The organism is Patescibacteria group bacterium (assembly GCA_040753135.1).
GTDB lineage: Bacteria > Patescibacteriota > Minisyncoccia > UBA6257 > Brennerbacteraceae > JBFMGR01.
Window position 1 is genome coordinate 113,479 of the sequence record JBFMGR010000001.1, and the last position, 17,391, is coordinate 130,869.

A 17,391-nucleotide genomic window follows, 5' to 3' on the forward strand; every position below is an offset into this window, starting at 1 on the left:
TATGGATAATGGGACAGACAGAATTTTAATTGGCGAGGCCGAGTTCCGGAATAAGCGGACGCCGTTTGGAATTAAGATTGACGACTTAAGGCGGCATATTTATGCGGTTGGCCTGACCGGCGTGGGCAAGACGACTTTTTTGGAAACAATGGCGCTTTACCATATTCAGCACAATAAGGGCGTGGGGATTATTGACCCACACGGAGAGTTTTCTGATCGGCTGATGGATTATATTCCCAAAGAAAGAATTGATGATGTGGTTTATATCAATCCATCAGACACCAATTATCCACTGGCTTTTAATGTAATGGAGAGCGTTGATTTTGAGCAGAGGCACTTAGTTGCTTCGAGTTTGTTGTCAGTGTTTAAAAAAATCTGGCCTGATGTTTGGTCAGCCCGGATGGAGTATATCTTAAACAATACTTTTTTAGCGCTTTTAGAGTATCCGGACTCAACCCTTTTGGGCATCAGCCGGATGCTGGCAGATAAGGATTATCGGAAGATGATTGTTTCCAGGCTGATGGATCCGGTGGTCAAAGCCTTCTGGACCCAGGAATTTGCCCGCTACCATGACCGGTTTCAAGTTGAAGCAATTGCGCCTTTACAGAATAAAGTTGGCCAATTCACTGCTAATCCTTTAGTGAGAAATATTATCGGCCAGAAAAAGACTAAGCTTAATTTAAGAGAGATAATTGATACCAGAAAAATTTTGATTGTCCGTCTGCCGGTAGGTTTGGTCGGCGAATCCAATGCCTCGCTTTTAGGCGGTTTGTTGGTGACCAAACTTCAGCAAGCCGCGATGTCCAGGATTGATATTCCGGAGAACCAGCGGGAAGATTTTTGTTTAGTAATTGACGAGTTTCAGAACTTTGCCACCGAATCATTTATTAAGATTTTGTCAGAGGCAAGAAAATACCATCTGAATTTGGTGATTGGCCATCAGTATTTAGACCAGATTCCTGAAGAAATCTTGGCCGCAATTTTGGGCAATGTCGGCACTTATGTTGCTTTTCGGATCGGCCCGGTTGACGCGGAAAAATTAGAACCGCAGTTTTTGCCCCAGATCAACGTTCACGAGTTAGTTAATCTGCCGAACCATTATTTTTACATCAAGATGATGATTGACGGCGTGACTTCGCCGCCGTTTTTAGGCACAACTTTACTGCCGCCGCCTTTGCCGGTTCAAAGTTATAAAGAAGAGATTATCAAGCTCTCTCAATTAAAATACTCTACCCAGAAAGGCTTTATTGAGCAGGAGATTCAAAAATGGCTTGAGCCGGTTGAGCCGGGAAAAGAAGAAAAATTAGAGCAAGAGCCGGAAGTTTGGGAGCCGGTAATGCTCCATGAAGCAGTTTGTTCCTCCTGCGGCAAAGATATTCGCTTGCCTTTTGAGCCGGATCCGAATCGGCCGGTTTATTGCAAAAAATGCCTGAAAAAAGTTAAAAAGCCAGAAGCAGAAAAAAAGCCAGCTAAAGCCAAAGCGAAAAAGCCGGTTTCGGCAAAGCCAAAAACAGAACCAAAAGCAGAAGAAAAAAAGTCCGGTTTAGGCGAGATGCTGAAAAAAATTATCAGTTCGCAGAAACCAGAAAAAGAAACAGATTCTCTTGAATCCCAAGAACAAGAATCTTAAAGTTTGATTATATCTGTTGTTAGCAAAATAAAATTAGTTGTTTTGCTTTTGCTGTGAAAAATAAAAATCAAAATAAAATCGTATTCGTCGCGATGAGCGGCGGGGTTGATAGTTCTGTTGCCGCCTTGCTTTTGAAGCGCCAAGGGCTCAATGTTGTTGGCGTGTTTATGAGGAACTGGACGGTTAAGGTCCCGGGTTTGATTCATTGCCCCTGGGAAGAAGACCAACGTTTTGCCCGCCAAGCGGCAGCCCAGATCGGAATTCCTTTATATACCTGGGATTTTGAAAAAGAATATCAGGAGGAGGTGTTTAAATATTTTTTGGAGAGCTATAAAAAGGGCGAGACTCCGAATCCGGATGTGGTTTGCAATAAAAAGATTAAGTTTGGCTTGTTTTTGAAAAAAGCTAAAAAGCTGGGCGCGGATTTTATTGCCACTGGCCACTATGCCCGTTTGAAACGGGCAAGAATTAAGAATAAAGAATTAAGAATAAAGAAAAATAAACCATCATTCATAATTCGTAATTCATTATTCATGGCTCATGATGTCAACAAAGACCAATCTTATTTTCTCTGGACTTTGACTCAAAAGCAATTAAAACACTGCCTTTTTCCTTTGGGCGATTTGACTAAGCCAGAGGTAAGAAAAATCGCTAAAAGAGCCGGTTTAGTCACAGCGGCTAGAAAAGATTCCCAAGGGCTTTGCTTTGTCGGGCCAATCAGTTTAAAAGAGTTTTTAAGGCCATATCTTGAGGAAAAATCAGGCAGGATTGTTTTAGTTGAGTTTAATAAAAATGGCATTAAAAAAGAAAGATTAATTGGCGGGCATCGGGGCGTCCATCTGTTTACTTTGGGCCAGCGGCAGGGGATTAGGGTTGGCGGCGGCACGCCTTATTACGTTGCCAAAAAAGAGATTAAAAAAAACATCTTGTATGTTTGCGCCAAAAAAGATCTGCCTAAGTTTTTTCCAACCAAGATAAAGATCAAGCAAGCTAACTGGATTAATTCAGGATCGGTTAGGTTTCCTTTAAAATGCCGGGCGCGGTATCGCTATCGCCAGCCGCTTCAATCAGTTAAGGTGATTAAAAACAAAACCAATAAGTTTGAGGTTGTGTTTACTAAGCCGGCAGTGGCGATCACTCCGGGCCAGTCAATCGTGTTTTATAAGAATAAAACCTTGTTAGGCGGAGGAGTGATTGAATAATGAAATAAAAAAAGAAGTAAAGATTTAAAATTTTGAAAAATAAACCCCACACATAGATTATGCGTGGGGTTGGGGAAGGGGCTTGTTGTTATGAAAAGCCGTTTGAGCGGCTTCTTCAAAAAGTTCACCAATCCCTTTTATACCATTAAGCGACGTTGTCTGGCCGATTATTATCACTGCGTTTCCAGCGATAATAATTGAGCCAGTTACGTTTTTGTATTGAAAATCCGCAGTGTCGGTTTTCCATTGAATCTTTAAATTTTTGACACCGAGTTTTATGTATAAAAGGTTAGTGAAGAGGCCGCGGCGGAACAGAGCCTCTTCCCATGGCAGGTTGTGTTTGATTAAGATATTAAACCTTGCCATGGCAACCTCCTTTCTTAATTTAATCTTAACTGATAATTAACAACTTACAACTGGGTTTTTAACAGCCGTTGAAGTGATTTTCTAAGAGAAAATTGCTATACTTATTTTTTAAGATGATTATTGCTCAAGAGTTAAGGCAAAAATATTTAGAATTTTTTAAGCAAAAAGGGCATCAGATTATTCCGAGCGCTTCTTTGATTCCGGAAAATGACCCGACCGTGCTTTTCACTACCGCGGGGATGCATCCTTTAGTGCCTTATTTATTAGGTGAAAAACATCCGGCCGGTAAACGTTTGGTTGATGTTCAGAAATGTCTCCGGACCGTTGATATTGAAGAAGTTGGCGACCAAGTCCATCAGACTTTTTTTGAGATGCTGGGCAACTGGTCTTTGGGGGATTATTTTAAAAAAGAGGCAATTGAGTGGAGTTATGAGTTTTTGATTTCTAAAGATTGGCTGGGACTTGATAAAAATAGATTAGCGGTTTCAGTATTTGAAGGCGACCAGGACGCGCCGTTTGACCAAGAAGCTTATAGTGTTTGGCTGAATTTGGGCATTCCTGAAAAAAGAATCGCCAAACTGCCGAAAAAAAACAACTGGTGGGGACCGGCCGGTCAAACCGGACCTTGCGGCCCAGATACCGAGATGTTTTATTGGGTTAGCAATGAACCAGCGCCGGAAAAGTTTGACCCCGATGATTCTCGCTGGGTTGAGGTCTGGAACGATGTGTTTATGGAGTATAATAAAAAAGTCAAAAGTCAAAAGTCAAAAGTCAAAAATGAAATTCGAGATTCAAAAATAGAAAAATCTAAAAATTTAAATAAGGAAGCATACGAATACGAATCTTTAAAACAAAAAAATATTGATACTGGCATGGGTTTAGAAAGGGTTTTGGCGGTTTTGAACGGACTTGATGATAATTACAGAACCGAGCTGTTTTGGCCAATTATTGAAAAAGTTGAGGAGCTGTCGGGCAAAAAATACGGCGACTCTGAAGAGATAACCAAAGCAATGCGGATTATTGCTGACCATCTTAAGGCGGCAATTTTTATCTTAGCTGAACGAATTGAACCGTCAAATGTTGAGCGAGGTTATGTTTTAAGGAGACTAATCAGGCGGGCGATTCGTTACGCCAAGCAATTAGAGATTAATCAAGCTTTTTGTTTTAAGTTGGTTGAGCCGGCAATTAAAATTTATCAAGATGTTTACCCGGAGCTTTTCCAAAATAAAGATTTTATTGAAGAGCAGTTAGTCAGAGAAGAAGAGAGGTTTAGCACAACTTTAACTAAGGGTTTAAATGTTTTAAAGAAAGAGGTCCAAAAAATGAAGCAGACAGGTAAGAAAAGCTTGTCCGGAGATATTGGCAAGATAGCTTTTAATTTCTTCCAGAATTATGGTTTTCCGCCCGAATTATTCTTAGAAGAGATCGCCAAAGAAATTCCCCATAGCAAAGAGGGTGTTTTGGCGTCTTTTAATCAGGCTTTTAAAAAACACCAAGAATTATCCCGCCAGAAAGCGGAGCAAAAATTCAAGGGCGGTTTGGCTGACCACTCTGAAATCAGCAAAAAATACCATACTGCCACCCATTTATTGCAAGCGGCCTTGCGCCAAATTTTAAGCGACCAGATTTATCAAAAAGGCTCAAACATCACTGCCGAGCGTTTGCGATTTGATTTTAATTATTCTGAACCGATCAGTTCGGAACAATTAAAAGAGATAGAAGGCTTGGTTAATCAGAAAATTCAAGAACATCTGCCGGTTCATTTTGAAGAAATGGCAGTTGATAAAGCGAAGAAAATCGGCGCTTTGGGCGTGTTTGGGAGCAAGTATAGCGAGAAAGTTAAAGTTTATTTTATTGGTCCTTCGATGAACTCAGGGCAAATTCCTTTTTCTATAGAGATCTGCGGCGGCCCGCATGTAGAAAATACAAAAGAGATTGGTAAAATTAAAATTGCCAAACTGGAATCAATCGGCCAAGGAATAAAAAGAATTCGAGCAGTGGTTGAAGTTTAAATAACCCAAGCGTGATATAATTAATTGAATTAAAATAAAAATTTGACCAAAAATGGCGAAAAAGTTTTTTGATATTAAAAAAAGCAAAAAATCAAAGGATTTAAGAGTAAAAGAAGTAAAGCCAAAGCGCGGCAAGGAAGTTGAGATAGAGCCTTCAGGAGATAAAACCGGGCCGGAGATGAAATTAGAAGAAAGATATAATGAGTTTTTAAAAAGCTTATCTTCTAAAACCGAACCGGAAACAGAGATCCAGCCGGAGAAGAAGAAAAAAAGAGCAAAACCAAAAGATCGGAGCCGGGTTTTAAAATCAGTTTCTTGGCTGATCGGCTTAATCGGCTTGGGACTTTTGATTTATTTTGGCAGCGGTTTTATCAGCCAGGTTGAGATTGTTTTGGAGATCCAAAAGGAAACTCAAGAAAAAACCTTTTCCGCTTTGTTTGAAAAAGAGCCTGAGCAAACCGGATTTTTAAATGGCCAGTTTGTTTTACCGCTCCATACTTTTGAAAAGTCTTTTTCTTACTCTAAAGATTATCCGGCCACGGGCGAAGGGGAAGTTAGCGGCTATAGCCGGGGCAAAATTATAATTTATAATGAAGCTACCCAATCAGCCCAGATTTTAGTTGCTCGAACTAGGTTTGAATCTCCTGACGGCAAGATTTTCCGGATTCAGGAAAGAGTTTCTGTTCCCGGATATGACCGGGTTGGGCCGGGCATACTAGAGGTTGAGGTGGTCGCAGACCAGCCGGGGCCGGAATATAATCTTGAGTCAACTCGGTTTACCATTCCCGGGTTTGCCGGCAGTTCCAAGTTTGAAAAAATTTATGCGATTTCAAAAGAAAAGTTTTATGGCGGCGCTTCCGGGTTAGCCAAGGTGGTTACTGAAGAAGATGTCAAAACTGCAAAAGAAAAAATTACCCAGTTTGCTTATGATACCGCCAGAGAAGAGGTAATTAAAGAAATCCCGGAAAACTTAAAGCTTTTGGACAAAGCAGTCCAGTTTAAATTGGGTGAAATCGCTGTTTCTTCTGCTGGTGAAGCAGAAATAACCCGAGCAACAATTGAAGGCAGGCTGTCAATCTTGGTTTTTGATGAAACCGAACTTAAGGAGTTAATTGCTGAAAAAATGGTTGAGGACCAACAGATAAAATCTGATCTGACTTTGGCCAATTATCAGATTTTTTATGAAAATCCTGAAATAGATTTAGAAACCCAAACAATGAAGCTGGCAGTCAGGGTCAGGCGGGATATCCAGGCATTAGTCGATGCTTTAGAGTTTAAGCAAAAAATAGCCGGCAAGAGCATTGAGGAGCTGAAAAAGGAGCTCTTAAAGCTTGAGGGAGTTCAGAAAATTCAGGTTTCGGTCTGGCCGTTCTGGATGAAAAAAGCGCCGGAGAATATTGACGCAATTAAAATCCGTGTAGAATAATTTTAGGAAGTCTCACTTCAATATATTGAAGTGAGACTTCAATAATATAGCTGTCGACTCCAACGGGGTTGATTTTCAGTTGGTTTTTTATTATAATGATAAAGCCTTTTATTTATGGCGAACAAGAAAAATAACCGAGTTGAAGGTTTAGTTACCGAGGCTTTGCCTAATGGGTTTTTCAGGGTAAGATTGGCTGATGATAGAGAGATTTTGGCCCATTTGGCTGGTAAAATGAGGATTAACTTTATTAAGGTAATGGTTAATGACTTGGTTACAGTTGAGCTTTCCCAGTATGATGAAACCAAGGGCAGAATCGTTTATCGTAAATAATTTTAATTTCTTGACCAAGCTGCCAGAATTAACTCTGGCAAGAGTTTTTTAGCTTAATTCGGGTTGGCTGGGTAATTAAGTTAAACCGGACCAAATTGATAAAAATTAGAAAAATGAAAGTTAAAGCTTCAGTAAAAAAACGATGCGCTAAGTGCAAAGTGGTTCGGCGTAAAGGTCGAGTTTTTATTATTTGTGAGAACAAAAGACACAAACAGAGACAGGGATGAAACAGCGCCTGCGCGCTGTTTCATCCGGTTCTGCGGAGCAGAAATTGCGGTTATTTCGCAAAGCTGAATCCGCAATGGCTGGATGAAACAAATTAAAAACCATTTGAGTTTAGAGATTAGAATTTTGAATTTATTTGGGAATTAGAAATTAGGAATTTTGTGGTATGCGTTTAGCCGGAGTCAATATTCCAGACGAGAAAAAAATTTCAGTGGCCCTGACTTATATTTTTGGTATTGGCCCATCTTCAGCAGAAAAGATTTTAAATCAAGCTAAAGTTGGTTTGGGCAAAAAGACTAAAGACTTGACCACTGAAGAATTTAACCGAATGAGAGAAGTAATTGAAAGCGAATATCGGATTGAGGGCGATCTGCGCCGTGAAGTTTTCGCCAATATTAAAAGATTAAAAGATATAAAAACTTATCGCGGCATCAGGCATATCAAGCGCTTGCCGGTTCGGGGCCAGAAAACCAAGCATAATTCAAGAACCGTCAGGGGCAATGTCAGAAAGACAATTACTTCAGGGAAAAAGGCGCCAGCCCAGAAAACATAAATTAGAATTATGAATTATGAATAAGGAATTAAGGGGTTTGGCTTAAAACGTTTAATTAATCTATTTATTCTAGACTCCGAATATACTATGGGGAAGAAAACAATCAAAACTGAAGACACCGCCGAAGCTTTAAAGGCCCAGGAAAAGGTTGAAGCCAAGATTAAAAAAGCCGGGCCGGTTTCCGCATCAAAGAAACTTGAATCCAGCCGGATTTATATCAGCTCTTCTTATAACAACACTTTGATTACCATTACTGATTCTAAAGGCGGGGTGATTGCCTGGTCTTCGGCCGGCAGTCTTGGATTTAAGGGCCCGAGAAAAGCTACTGCTTATGCGGCGACCAGCACAGTTAATACCTTGTTGCAAAAAGTTAAAAAATTTGATTTGGGTAAAGTATCAATTTATGTTAGGGGAATTGGCGGCGGCAGAGAAGCGGCGATCAGAGCTTTAATCAACAATAACCAGGATATTCAGCTGATTAAAGACGTTACTCCGGTTCCTCATAACGGACCTCGGCCGAAAAAAACGCGGCGAGTGTAAATGAGGGGTGAATAATGAATAATGAATTAAAACGGATTTGTGAATTGAAAATTGTTTTGATATGGCATTTATTTTAGGACCAAAAGAAAAAAAGAGTCGGGCGCTGGGAGAAAACCTTTTTCTTAAGCCGGAACGCTCAATTTCCCAAAAATCAGCAATGGTTAGGCGGCCTTATCGTCCGGGAATGCATGGTAAAAGAAGAAGAAATTTATCCGAGTACGCTTTGCAGCTGATAGAAAAGCAAAAAGTCAAGTTTAGTTACGGCCTGTCTGAAAAGCAGCTGAAAAAATACGCTCAGAAAGCAATTGGCTCTCAAAAAGTTTCTGCGCCGGAATCCCTTTTCAGATTCTTAGAAACAAGAATTGATAATGTGGTTTTTCGGGCCGGGATTGCCCCATCACGGAGCGTTGCCAGATTAATGGTAACCCATGGCCATATTAATTTAAACGGCAAGAGGCACGATGTCCCCTCGGCAGAGCTTAAATCCGGCGACGAGATTTCAGTTCGGGAAAATTCATTAAAAACTAAATTGTTTGAGGACACCCAAAAAAGGCTAAAAGAAACAGATCTGCCCGCCTGGCTTGAGCTTGACCCGGAAAAATTAACTGTTAAAATTATTGGCTACCCTTCTTTAGAGCAAACTAAGCTTTCTTTTAACTTAGCTTTGGTGCTTGAATTCTACTCTCGCTAATTTTTATTAAGTTAAATAATTATAAATAATCAATATGATTTCTTTACCAAAACAGCCAAAAATAATTAAATCAGACAGTCGAGAAGCGGTGATTGAGATAGAAGAGCTTTATCCCGGTTATGGTTTGACTCTGGGCAACGCTCTGCGTCGGGTTTTGCTTTCTTCGTGCGAAGGAGCGGCAATTACTTCTTTTAAAATTGACGGCGCGCCCCATGAATTTTCCACTTTGCCCGGAGTGGCTGAAGATTTGATCGAGATCTCCCTTAACTTAAAAAAAATCAGGCTTAAGATTTTTAGCGAAGAACCCCAAGTATTAAGTTTATCCGCTAAAGGCGAGGGAGCGATTGCCGCCAAAGATTTTGGCAAAAATCCCTTGGTTGAGATAGTTAATCCTGAAACCGGAATTGCTACCTTGACTGATAAAAAATCTAATTTTAATCTTGAGGTCAGAATCGAAAGGGGGATCGGTTATTCTGCGGCTGAAGACAGGCGAAGAAAGGAAAAATTGCCGGTTGGCACGGTTGAGCTTGACGCCAATTTTTCACCGGTAATTTTAGTTAATGCCATTGTTGAAAATATGCGGGTTGGCGAAAAAACTAATTATAACCGATTAAGGTTGGAGATTAAGACCGATGGTTCAATTGATCCGATTTTCGCGTTTAATTATGCTCTGGGCATTTTAATTGATCACTTTAGCGCTTTGAGAACAGAGGAGCTTGCTCCTGAAGGCGAGGTGGCTTCTTTTGCCAGCTTGCGCAATTCAGAAGCAATTGAAAAGATTGTTTTGGAAAACACGGGTTTGCCGGAGCGGATTTTGTCAGCGTTAAAGCAGCACCGGATAAAGACCATTGGCGATTTAATTAAGATTAATCCGGAAAAGATAAAAAGCTATAAGGGTTTGGGCAACAAAGCCGTGGAAGAGATTCGCGCCATACTCAAAGAATACGGGATTGATTTCAAATAAATTAGTTATTAGTTATTAGTTGTCAGTTGTTAGTTGTAAGTCAATCTATGAGACACAGAAAAACGGGCAGAAAATTCGGCAGAAAACTCGGAGACAAGAAAGCTTTTTTAAAAGGCCTGCTTCATAATTTGATTATGAAAGAAAAAATCACCACTACTCAAGCCCGGGCTAAAGAACTGAAAAGGCTTTTTGACCCGCTTGTGACTTTAGCAAAAAAACAGACTCTTGCCAGCTATCGGCTTTTACTGACAAAACTGCCTAAAAAATCAGCGGAGAAAATTTTTAAAGATATTGGGCTCCGTTATAAAGATCGAAAAAGCGGCTATACTCGGATAGTTAAATTAAACCCAAGAATGCGCGATGCCGCGCCAATGGCAATGATTAGCTTGGTTGAAGAAAAACCAAAAGTTGATTTAAAAAAACCAACTAATTAATTCCCGATTTTCAATGTCTAATAAGTTCTTATAATTCATAATTCATTACTCATAATTCATAGTTTTATGTCGATTCAAGAGAAAGCAAAACAGAATAAAAAAGCATATGAGATTGACGCGGCCGGAAAGCCGATTGGCCGGCTGGCTTCTCTTGTGGCCGGTTTGCTTTTAGGCAAAGATTCAGCCAGTTATGAAAAGCACTGGCCGATGGAGCGGGAAATTAAAATAAAAAACATTGGCAAAGTTAAGTTTACCGGCAGGAAATTAAACCAAAAGGTTTATTACCACCACACCGGCTATCTTGGCCACTTAAAGGAAACTAAGATGAAAACGATTTTTGAAAAAGATCCAGGCGAGCTGTTTAGAAAAGTCCTTCGGGGCATGCTGCCAAAGAATAAGTGGCGGGATAAGCTTTTAAAGAGAATTAAGTTTGTTAATGATTAAATAAAATGGCGGAGAAAAAGACAACGGCAAAAAAATCTGTTCAAAAAGAAAAATCCGGTGGAGTTGCGGCTAAGAAAAAAACGGTTAAGCCGGAAAAATACTCTCGGGCTTTGGGCAGACGCAAATCTGCCACCGCTGTGGCTAAACTTTATCAAAATAAAAAAGAGATTATTTTTAACGGGAAAAATATAGCTGATTATTTTCCGGTTTTAGAATTTCAGCAGATTGTTCAAGAGCCCTTGAAAGTTGCCGATCAACTGGGGAAAGTTGGCTTGGAGATTACTTCAAAAGGCGGCGGAATGCGGGGCCAGGCTGAAGCGGCCCGTTTGGCAATTTCCCGGGCATTGATTAAATCAAATCAAGATTTGAAAAAAGTTTTGAAAGCCCGGGGTTTGTTAACTCGAGACTCTCGAGTGAAAGAAAGAAAAAAGCCCGGCTTGAAAAAAGCCCGTCGCGCCCCCCAGTGGAGGAAAAGATAACTGCTTATCGTTTTCTCCGGTTCTGAGCAAATTAGCATAGGCAAAGGAGAACAGTTCTCCTTTGTGGAGGTTATCTTTAAATTATATATAGCAATAATCAAGAAGAAAACTTGGCCCAAAGAGTTTAATCTTATTAAACGGGGCAAGAAAAAATTTGAGTTAAGATTAGCTGATTTTAAGATTAAAGCCAACGACACTTTGGTTTTGGAAGAGTATAACCCAAAAACCAAATCTTATTCCGGCAGGAAAATTAGGCGAAAGGCTAAATTTGTTTATAAGTTTGACCTTGATCAGTTTGGCCAAAAACAAGAAATCGAGAAAAACGGCTTTTATATAATTCAGATTTAAAACAGCGCCAAGTATAAAATCTTTTTTGGAATAAAAAACAACTCTTGTTTGTAGTAGTTTGGAAATTTAAGATACGACTATCTTAATGATTGACAAGATAGTCGTAGGCTGTGATGAGGGAATGGCGGTTTTGTAAGAATAAGCGTTTTTTAATTAAAAGGATGAAAAAACTTTACCAGATTAAAATTTTTGGCCGGGTTCAGGGAGTTGGTTTCAGGTATTTTTTGCTTGAACAAGCAGATAAACTGAATATTTCTGGCTTGGCAATGAATTTATCTGATGGTTCGGTTTATACTGAAGCAGAAGGCGAACCGGAAAATTTAAAAAAATTTCTTGAACAGTGCCGAACCGGTCCAATTTTAGCAAAAGTAGAGAAAATAGAGATTAAAGAAGCTGGGATAAAAAACTTTTCTGAATTCCAGATCAAATAAGCCAATAAAGGAGAACTGTTCTCCTTTACCGTCTAACATTGATATTTATCTAAATCTGTGGTATAATATAAATATCCTCTGAGAAGAGGAAATTTTTTATCTCTGGTTAGTTTGGCCTTAATCAGTCAGAGAGAAAGGAGAAAAAATGAAAAAGGCCATTAAAAAACAAAACGGCCAATCGGCCGTTGAATACGCAGTTATAATGGGGGTTATCTGCTTAATAATTGTGATCGCCTTGATCTTGTTCGCTCCGCTGATCGCGGAGCTGTACGTCCAGGTCGGGCAGCCGTGCCCGACTTGGGTACCATTTGCTTGCCCTTAGGGGCAAGCTAGAAAACTCTGCCATTGGCAGGGTTTTTATTTTTCCGCAATTCACTAAAGATTAAGCCAATAAAGGAGAACAGTTCTCCTTTAGTTTATTTTTTTGCGATTAAATAAAGATTAGGAATATTTGATTTTTCCTGCCAGAGTTTTTTAATCTTAAATCCAGCTTGTTCAGTTAATTTTTTCAGTTCATTTTTAGTAAAGCAATGAAAATAAAGTTCAGCCACAATCTTCCCTTCAGGATTTTTCCAGGGGGCAAAGATATCCAGCCAATCTAACCGAGTTTTGCCAAGAAATTTCAAGACCGTGTATTTGAGAATTTTTTTCCAGCCAGCTTTTTTTGCTTGCCAGAGATTCCAAACTCTTAAAATCAATAAGCCCCCAGGCATTAAAACTCGATAAGCTTCGGTTAAATATCTTAATCGCAGTTCTTTAGAGGGAATATGGTGAAGAACCGCGACAGAAAAAACTTTGTCAAAGGAATCTGGCTTAAAAGGCAGGTTTAAACTGTCAGCAATTAAAAATCTTGCCCCGGAGTGTTGGGTTCGGGCGATTCTTATCAAAGCATCAGAAACATCAGTCCCAATATAATCAATGTTTTTATTTTTTAAAACTTGGTATAATCTGCCCGAGCCGCAGCCAGAATCTAAAACTTTGTCTCCGGAATTAACCAAATCAGCCAACTCAATAATGTCCCTCTGGACAATTTGCCTGGTGCTGGCAAATTGTTGGCTAATTAAGTTATAATCTTTTTTAGTTTTACCCAAAAGGAATTGGGCGTAGTCTTTATTCATATGAAAGTTTTTGAAAAAATTGTTTTAGAGCTGGCTGAAAGAGCTAACCAGTTTAAAACCAGTCAAGACCTGGCTAAGTTTAAAAATCAATCAGCAAAAAAATACCAGATTGAGATTCCGAGCAACATCCAGCTGTTTAAAGCATATCATAGATTAGTTTGGCAAAAAAAGCTGAAAAAATCAGAAACAATAGAGAAAATCTTGAAAAAGCGGCCAGTTCGGTCTTTGTCCGGGATTGTTAATGTTTCGGTTTTAACCAAACCGTTCCAGTGCCCGGGTAAATGCGTTTATTGTCCGTTTGTCGCTGATCTGCCCAAAAGCTATCTGCCTAAAGAGCCGGCAGTGGACCGAGCAGTTAAACTTGGTTTTGATCCCTTTCAGCAAACCGAATATCGGATTCAAACTTTGGCAAGCGAAGGCCACTCGACAGACAAAATTGATTTAAGAATTATTGGCGGCACTTGGAGCTTTTATCCGGCCCGATACCAGACTTGGTTTGTCAAGCGCTGTTTTGACGCCGCCAATCAGAAAACCAGCCGGTCTTTAGCTCAGGCGCAAAAATTTAATGAAAAAGCTAAACAAAGAATTATCGGCATTTCAATAGAGACCCGGCCAGATTTTATCAACCAGCAGGAAGTGAAACGGTTGAGAAAATTAGGCATTACCCGAGTGGAGTTAGGGGTTCAGAGCATTTATGACGAGGTTTTGATAAAAAACAATCGCGGCCATCTGGTTGGGGCGACGATTAAGGCAACCAAACTTTTAAAAGATGCTGGATTTAAAATCTGTTATCAGATGATGCCTAACCTAATGGGTTCAGATTTAAAAAAAGACGAGCAGATGTTTAAAGAGCTTTTTTCTAATCCCGATTTCCAGCCGGATTATCTGAAGATCTATCCTTGTTTGGTTTTAAAAGAAGCGCGTTTATATGAATCTTGGAAAAAGGGCGAGCATCAAGCCTATTCTGATAGACAATTAAAAAACTTGATTAAAAAGATAAAAAAAAGGATTCCGGCTTATGTTAGGATCCAGCGGATCATTCGGGATATTCCGGCAGAATACATTGTTGCTGGCGGTAAAATCTCCAATCTAAGGCAGGTGATTCATCAAGAAATGAAAAAAGAAGGCTGGCAGTGCCAGTGCGTCCGATGCCGCGAAGTCGGCAAAGATTATAATCCCAAAGAAAAAGCCTATCTGTTCCGGCAAGACTATTCGGGTTCAGGCGGCAAGGAAATATTTTTAAGTTTTGAGAACAAGCCAAGAACCAAGCTTTTTAGTTTTTTAAGATTAAGAATTCCGTCCCAAGTTTTTTCAAACAAAAAGCATTTTTTGCCAGCCTTAGAGGATTCAGCGGTGATTAGAGAAGTTCAAACAGTTGGCCAGGCAACCGGGATTGGGGCAATAAAGCTTTCGCCCCAGCACCGGGGTTTAGGCAAGAAACTGATTGCTGAAGCGGAAAAAATCTGCCAAAAAGAATTTGGTCTAAATAGAATCAGCGTGATTGCCGGTATTGGCGCCAGAGAGTATTTTCGTAAACTTGGCTATCGTTTAAACCAAACCTATCTGGTGAAGAATTTTTAATAAAACTTTCTGATTAATTAAGGCAAGATTTTGCCTGAACCGAAGATGTTTTTTTCATCCAGCCAGTAAAAAACATTGTTCTCAAAAAACAGCGGTTTTTTTAAACCAGCTAACTCAATTTTATAGCTGTTGATTGGTTCTCGTTTGTCTATCTCGGTTATAGTTAAGGAATCTTTTGCCGCAGAGATTAAATGCCAGTTATGGTTGGCAAAATAAAGCGCTTCCGGTTCCTGACTTAGTTCTTTTAAAAACAAAAGCTCATCGGTTTGGTAAAGCAGGTCATCAAAAACATTATCCAAAAAATAAACGAATAATTTTCTGCTTTCAGAAAAAGCGATTTTGGTTTGGTCGTTGTTGATAATTAAGAGATCGGCTTTTTTTGAGATAACTTTTTCTGAATTAAGCCCGGGATTGTCTTTATCCGGTTGAATCAGGATTATTGGGCCGGATTTTTCCCAAAACAAAAACGAATTGTTTTTTAGCGGATAAATCTGATAAAAGCCATCGAGGGTTAATTCTTTGCTGATAGTTAAAATTTTCTTTTCTTTATCCAGTTGGTCAAGCGGGTAAACGGTTCTGTCTTCTGCTAAATAATAGCCAGGACTCAAGCCAATGATTTCTCCCGAGGTAATCTGCCAGTATTCACCGGTTTTAAGATTGAAAAAATACGCCGCTGGCGAACTTAAGGCAATCAAGCCATCATCATTGTTTTTATCCCAAACCAGATTTAATTGATTTAATTTGGTTTTGGTGTTTTTTAGAAAAACCTGGAAATAGCTTGAGCCTAAAAGCGTTTGGTTTTCCAGAATTATCAGTTTTTCCGTTGATGTTTCCACTAAAAGATTTTTTCCGTTTGCCGACGGGCTGATGCGGCTGATTTTTTCTTGGGCTGACAAACTGGCAATAGTTTTTAGGTCAAGCCAGAGCTTTGGCTCTTTGTTCTCTGGGGAATAGCTCCAGATTTGTTTTTCAGAGTCAGCAAAGAAAATCGTTTTCAGATTGTTCTCCGGTTGGGCAATCAGCTGAATGGTTGAGGTGGCTAAAGTTTGGGTTTTAATCTCTGGATTGATAATCGGGAAAACGATTCTGGTCGCTTTGCTGGCAATTAAAGGTTCAACTATCATCTGTTTTTGCCAGATCAGATTTTGGTTATTTAAGGGGCTGACCTCAATCTGATAATTCTGGGGCAGAAGGTTTTTGATTAAAGTGCCGGAGGAGATTAAAACCGGTTTTTTGGCGATGATTCGTTTTTCTTTTAAACCGGATTCGGGCTTGATGATAATTAAGGCTTCTTCAGGCAGGGATTTAATAAAGATGCCGCCAGCTTGGACGAATTTAAACTTTTTGAAATCAAACAAATACCCTTGAGAAAAGAGGATGATAATTGGCGCGGCAATGGCAAAAACCAAGCCAAGCAAAACAAGCAGTCGCTGCCTTTGTTTAAGGGTCATAGTTTATTTTAGCAGAATAAGGAGAGTTTCGCTTGAAAATGAAAAGCAGAAACCGGCAATTGCCTATTTGTTTATTCTAACGGGCTTTTGATGTTCTTAAGTTTTGGATTGGTTACTTGAGTGTATATTTGCGTTGTTCTTATGTTTGAATGCCCCAAAAGTTCCTGAACGTGTCTTACATCAACGCCATTTTCTAGTAAATGCGTGGCAAAACTGTGGCGCAATGAATGAAAAGTGGCGTCTTTTTTAATCTTGGCTTTTTCCGCTGCGTTTTTAAAAATTTTTTGAGCTGTTCGCTCGGACAGTTTCCCGCCTCGTTCGCTTTCAAAAACATAATCATTTAGATTTTTACCAGTGATTAAGTTCAGAAGATCGATTTTAATTTTCTCCGGGCAAATAGTAATTCTGTCTTTTTTACTTTTAGCGTTTTTGAGGTGGATGGTTAGTTCTTCTAAATTGACATCTTTTACTTTTAAATTAACAGCCTCGCTAATTCTCAAGCCGGCGCCGTAAGCCAAAGAAATTAGCAATTTATGCTTCGGGTTTCTGATTGATTCAATAATTTTTTTAATCTCTTCTCTCGAGAGAACAATAGGGAGTTTTTTACTTCGTTTGGCAAATTTCAAATCTATCTTCTTTGGCGATTTTAGTATTTCTCTATATAAAAACTTTACAGAATTTAACGCCAAGTTTATAGTTTGTGGCGATTGTTTTTTCTTTTGTTTCACAAAAAGAAACGTTCGGATAGCCTCATCTCTTGAATCAAATTTTTGTTTCTTTACAAAAATTAAGTATTCTTTTATATAACGCAAATAACTTTCAGCCGTTTTCGGACTATAATTACGCAATTGTAATTCTGTTTTTGTTTTATCTAAAATTGTTTGCATAAGGGAAGATTTTTAGTATAATAAAGTTATTGTTGGTAAATAATATCATCAATTCGCATAACATACAAGATAGTTATTTTATCAACATTAAAGTTCGCCTAATAACGAGTTATGTGAAATAGCCAGAAATTTCTTTATTATTTTTTAAGATTTTTTTTGGCAATTTATTTCAGGTTGAACATAACTTGTGATATAATTTTAGTCAGTTTAATAATTAACTAACAACATTATGAAAACACCAGAAATGGGCGGGAGTTATCCCGAAAAAACTAAATCGGA

General features: G+C 39.2%; 21 protein-coding genes. 16 read left to right on the top strand and 5 right to left on the bottom strand.

All coding sequences use genetic code 11. The features are described from left to right. The first annotated feature begins 1 nt into the window (after window position 1). Both AB1721_00735 and mnmA read left to right on the top strand, forming a co-directional pair. Entirely contained in the window at window positions 2–1,630 is a 1,629-nt protein-coding gene (locus AB1721_00735; GenBank protein MEW5805243.1) for a CxxC-x17-CxxC domain-containing protein, read from the top strand. Window positions 1,631–1,683: 53 nt separating this feature from the next. Continuing rightward, on the top strand, window positions 1,684–2,832 hold the full coding sequence (gene mnmA / locus AB1721_00740) for a tRNA 2-thiouridine(34) synthase MnmA (GenBank protein MEW5805244.1): 1,149 nt from the start codon (window positions 1,684–1,686) through the stop codon (window positions 2,830–2,832). A gap of 57 nt (window positions 2,833–2,889) precedes the next feature. Here the strand turns inward: mnmA and AB1721_00745 are convergent, their stop codons facing one another. Next, entirely contained in the window at window positions 2,890–3,198 is a 309-nt protein-coding gene (locus AB1721_00745) for a hypothetical protein (protein MEW5805245.1), read from the bottom strand. A gap of 113 nt (window positions 3,199–3,311) precedes the next feature. Between AB1721_00745 and AB1721_00750 the strand changes: the two genes are divergently transcribed. From AB1721_00750 to AB1721_00810, 13 genes are all read left to right on the top strand, one after another. Next, a complete protein-coding gene (locus tag AB1721_00750; GenBank protein ID MEW5805246.1) occupies window positions 3,312–5,210 on the top strand; it encodes an alanine--tRNA ligase-related protein in 1,899 nt (632 codons plus the stop codon). 52 nt (window positions 5,211–5,262) lie between these two features. Beyond that, window positions 5,263–6,636 carry a hypothetical protein gene (locus tag AB1721_00755; protein MEW5805247.1) on the top strand — a complete coding sequence of 458 codons (1,374 nt, stop codon included), beginning with the start codon at window positions 5,263–5,265 and terminating at the stop codon, window positions 6,634–6,636. A gap of 114 nt (window positions 6,637–6,750) precedes the next feature. Beyond that, on the top strand, window positions 6,751–6,966 hold the full coding sequence (infA, locus tag AB1721_00760; protein MEW5805248.1) for a translation initiation factor IF-1: 216 nt from the start codon (window positions 6,751–6,753) through the stop codon (window positions 6,964–6,966). A gap of 113 nt (window positions 6,967–7,079) precedes the next feature. Beyond that, window positions 7,080–7,193 carry a 50S ribosomal protein L36 gene (gene rpmJ / locus AB1721_00765; protein MEW5805249.1) on the top strand — a complete coding sequence of 38 codons (114 nt, stop codon included), beginning with the start codon at window positions 7,080–7,082 and terminating at the stop codon, window positions 7,191–7,193. A gap of 164 nt (window positions 7,194–7,357) precedes the next feature. Next, window positions 7,358–7,744, top strand: coding sequence for a 30S ribosomal protein S13 (rpsM, locus tag AB1721_00770; GenBank protein MEW5805250.1), 387 nt, complete (start codon window positions 7,358–7,360; stop codon window positions 7,742–7,744). A gap of 87 nt (window positions 7,745–7,831) precedes the next feature. Next, complete coding sequence (rpsK, locus tag AB1721_00775) at window positions 7,832–8,284, top strand: 30S ribosomal protein S11 (GenBank protein MEW5805251.1); 453 nt, start codon at window positions 7,832–7,834, stop codon at window positions 8,282–8,284. Window positions 8,285–8,345: 61 nt separating this feature from the next. Next, entirely contained in the window at window positions 8,346–8,975 is a 630-nt protein-coding gene (gene rpsD, locus AB1721_00780) for a 30S ribosomal protein S4 (GenBank protein MEW5805252.1), read from the top strand. Between the two features lie 34 nt (window positions 8,976–9,009). Continuing rightward, window positions 9,010–9,939 (top strand): DNA-directed RNA polymerase subunit alpha, encoded by a 930-nt coding sequence (locus AB1721_00785; protein ID MEW5805253.1) that lies wholly within the window; start codon window positions 9,010–9,012, stop codon window positions 9,937–9,939. Between the two features lie 47 nt (window positions 9,940–9,986). Further along, on the top strand, window positions 9,987–10,373 hold the full coding sequence (gene rplQ, locus AB1721_00790; protein ID MEW5805254.1) for a 50S ribosomal protein L17: 387 nt from the start codon (window positions 9,987–9,989) through the stop codon (window positions 10,371–10,373). Window positions 10,374–10,439: 66 nt separating this feature from the next. Continuing rightward, the gene (gene rplM, locus AB1721_00795) at window positions 10,440–10,817 is read left to right on the top strand and encodes a 50S ribosomal protein L13 (protein ID MEW5805255.1); all 378 of its coding nucleotides are present in this window, start codon (window positions 10,440–10,442) and stop codon (window positions 10,815–10,817) included. A 5-nt stretch (window positions 10,818–10,822) separates the two neighbouring features. Next, window positions 10,823–11,296 (top strand): 30S ribosomal protein S9, encoded by a 474-nt coding sequence (rpsI, locus tag AB1721_00800; protein ID MEW5805256.1) that lies wholly within the window; start codon window positions 10,823–10,825, stop codon window positions 11,294–11,296. Window positions 11,297–11,359: 63 nt separating this feature from the next. Then, window positions 11,360–11,644, top strand: a complete 285-nt coding sequence (locus AB1721_00805) for a DUF3850 domain-containing protein (protein MEW5805257.1) — start codon at window positions 11,360–11,362, stop codon at window positions 11,642–11,644. A 161-nt stretch (window positions 11,645–11,805) separates the two neighbouring features. After that, window positions 11,806–12,075 (top strand): acylphosphatase, encoded by a 270-nt coding sequence (locus tag AB1721_00810; GenBank protein ID MEW5805258.1) that lies wholly within the window; start codon window positions 11,806–11,808, stop codon window positions 12,073–12,075. A gap of 217 nt (window positions 12,076–12,292) precedes the next feature. Here AB1721_00810 and AB1721_00815 read toward each other — a convergent pair whose 3' ends face one another. After that, window positions 12,293–12,421, bottom strand: a complete 129-nt coding sequence (locus tag AB1721_00815; GenBank protein ID MEW5805259.1) for a hypothetical protein — start codon at window positions 12,419–12,421, stop codon at window positions 12,293–12,295. Window positions 12,422–12,491: 70 nt separating this feature from the next. Next, a complete protein-coding gene (locus AB1721_00820) occupies window positions 12,492–13,193 on the bottom strand; it encodes a methyltransferase domain-containing protein (protein ID MEW5805260.1) in 702 nt (233 codons plus the stop codon). On the opposite strand from AB1721_00820, the gene AB1721_00825 reads away from it, so the two are divergent. Then, window positions 13,194–14,774 carry a tRNA uridine(34) 5-carboxymethylaminomethyl modification radical SAM/GNAT enzyme Elp3 gene (locus AB1721_00825; GenBank protein MEW5805261.1) on the top strand — a complete coding sequence of 527 codons (1,581 nt, stop codon included), beginning with the start codon at window positions 13,194–13,196 and terminating at the stop codon, window positions 14,772–14,774. A 17-nt stretch (window positions 14,775–14,791) separates the two neighbouring features. Here AB1721_00825 and AB1721_00830 read toward each other — a convergent pair whose 3' ends face one another. Together AB1721_00830 and xerA are read right to left on the bottom strand one after the other, a co-directional pair. Beyond that, window positions 14,792–16,225, bottom strand: coding sequence for a hypothetical protein (locus tag AB1721_00830; protein ID MEW5805262.1), 1,434 nt, complete (start codon window positions 16,223–16,225; stop codon window positions 14,792–14,794). Between the two features lie 71 nt (window positions 16,226–16,296). Further along, window positions 16,297–17,112, bottom strand: a complete 816-nt coding sequence (xerA, locus tag AB1721_00835; GenBank protein MEW5805263.1) for a site-specific tyrosine recombinase/integron integrase — start codon at window positions 17,110–17,112, stop codon at window positions 16,297–16,299. Window positions 17,113–17,391: the final 279 nt, after the last annotated feature.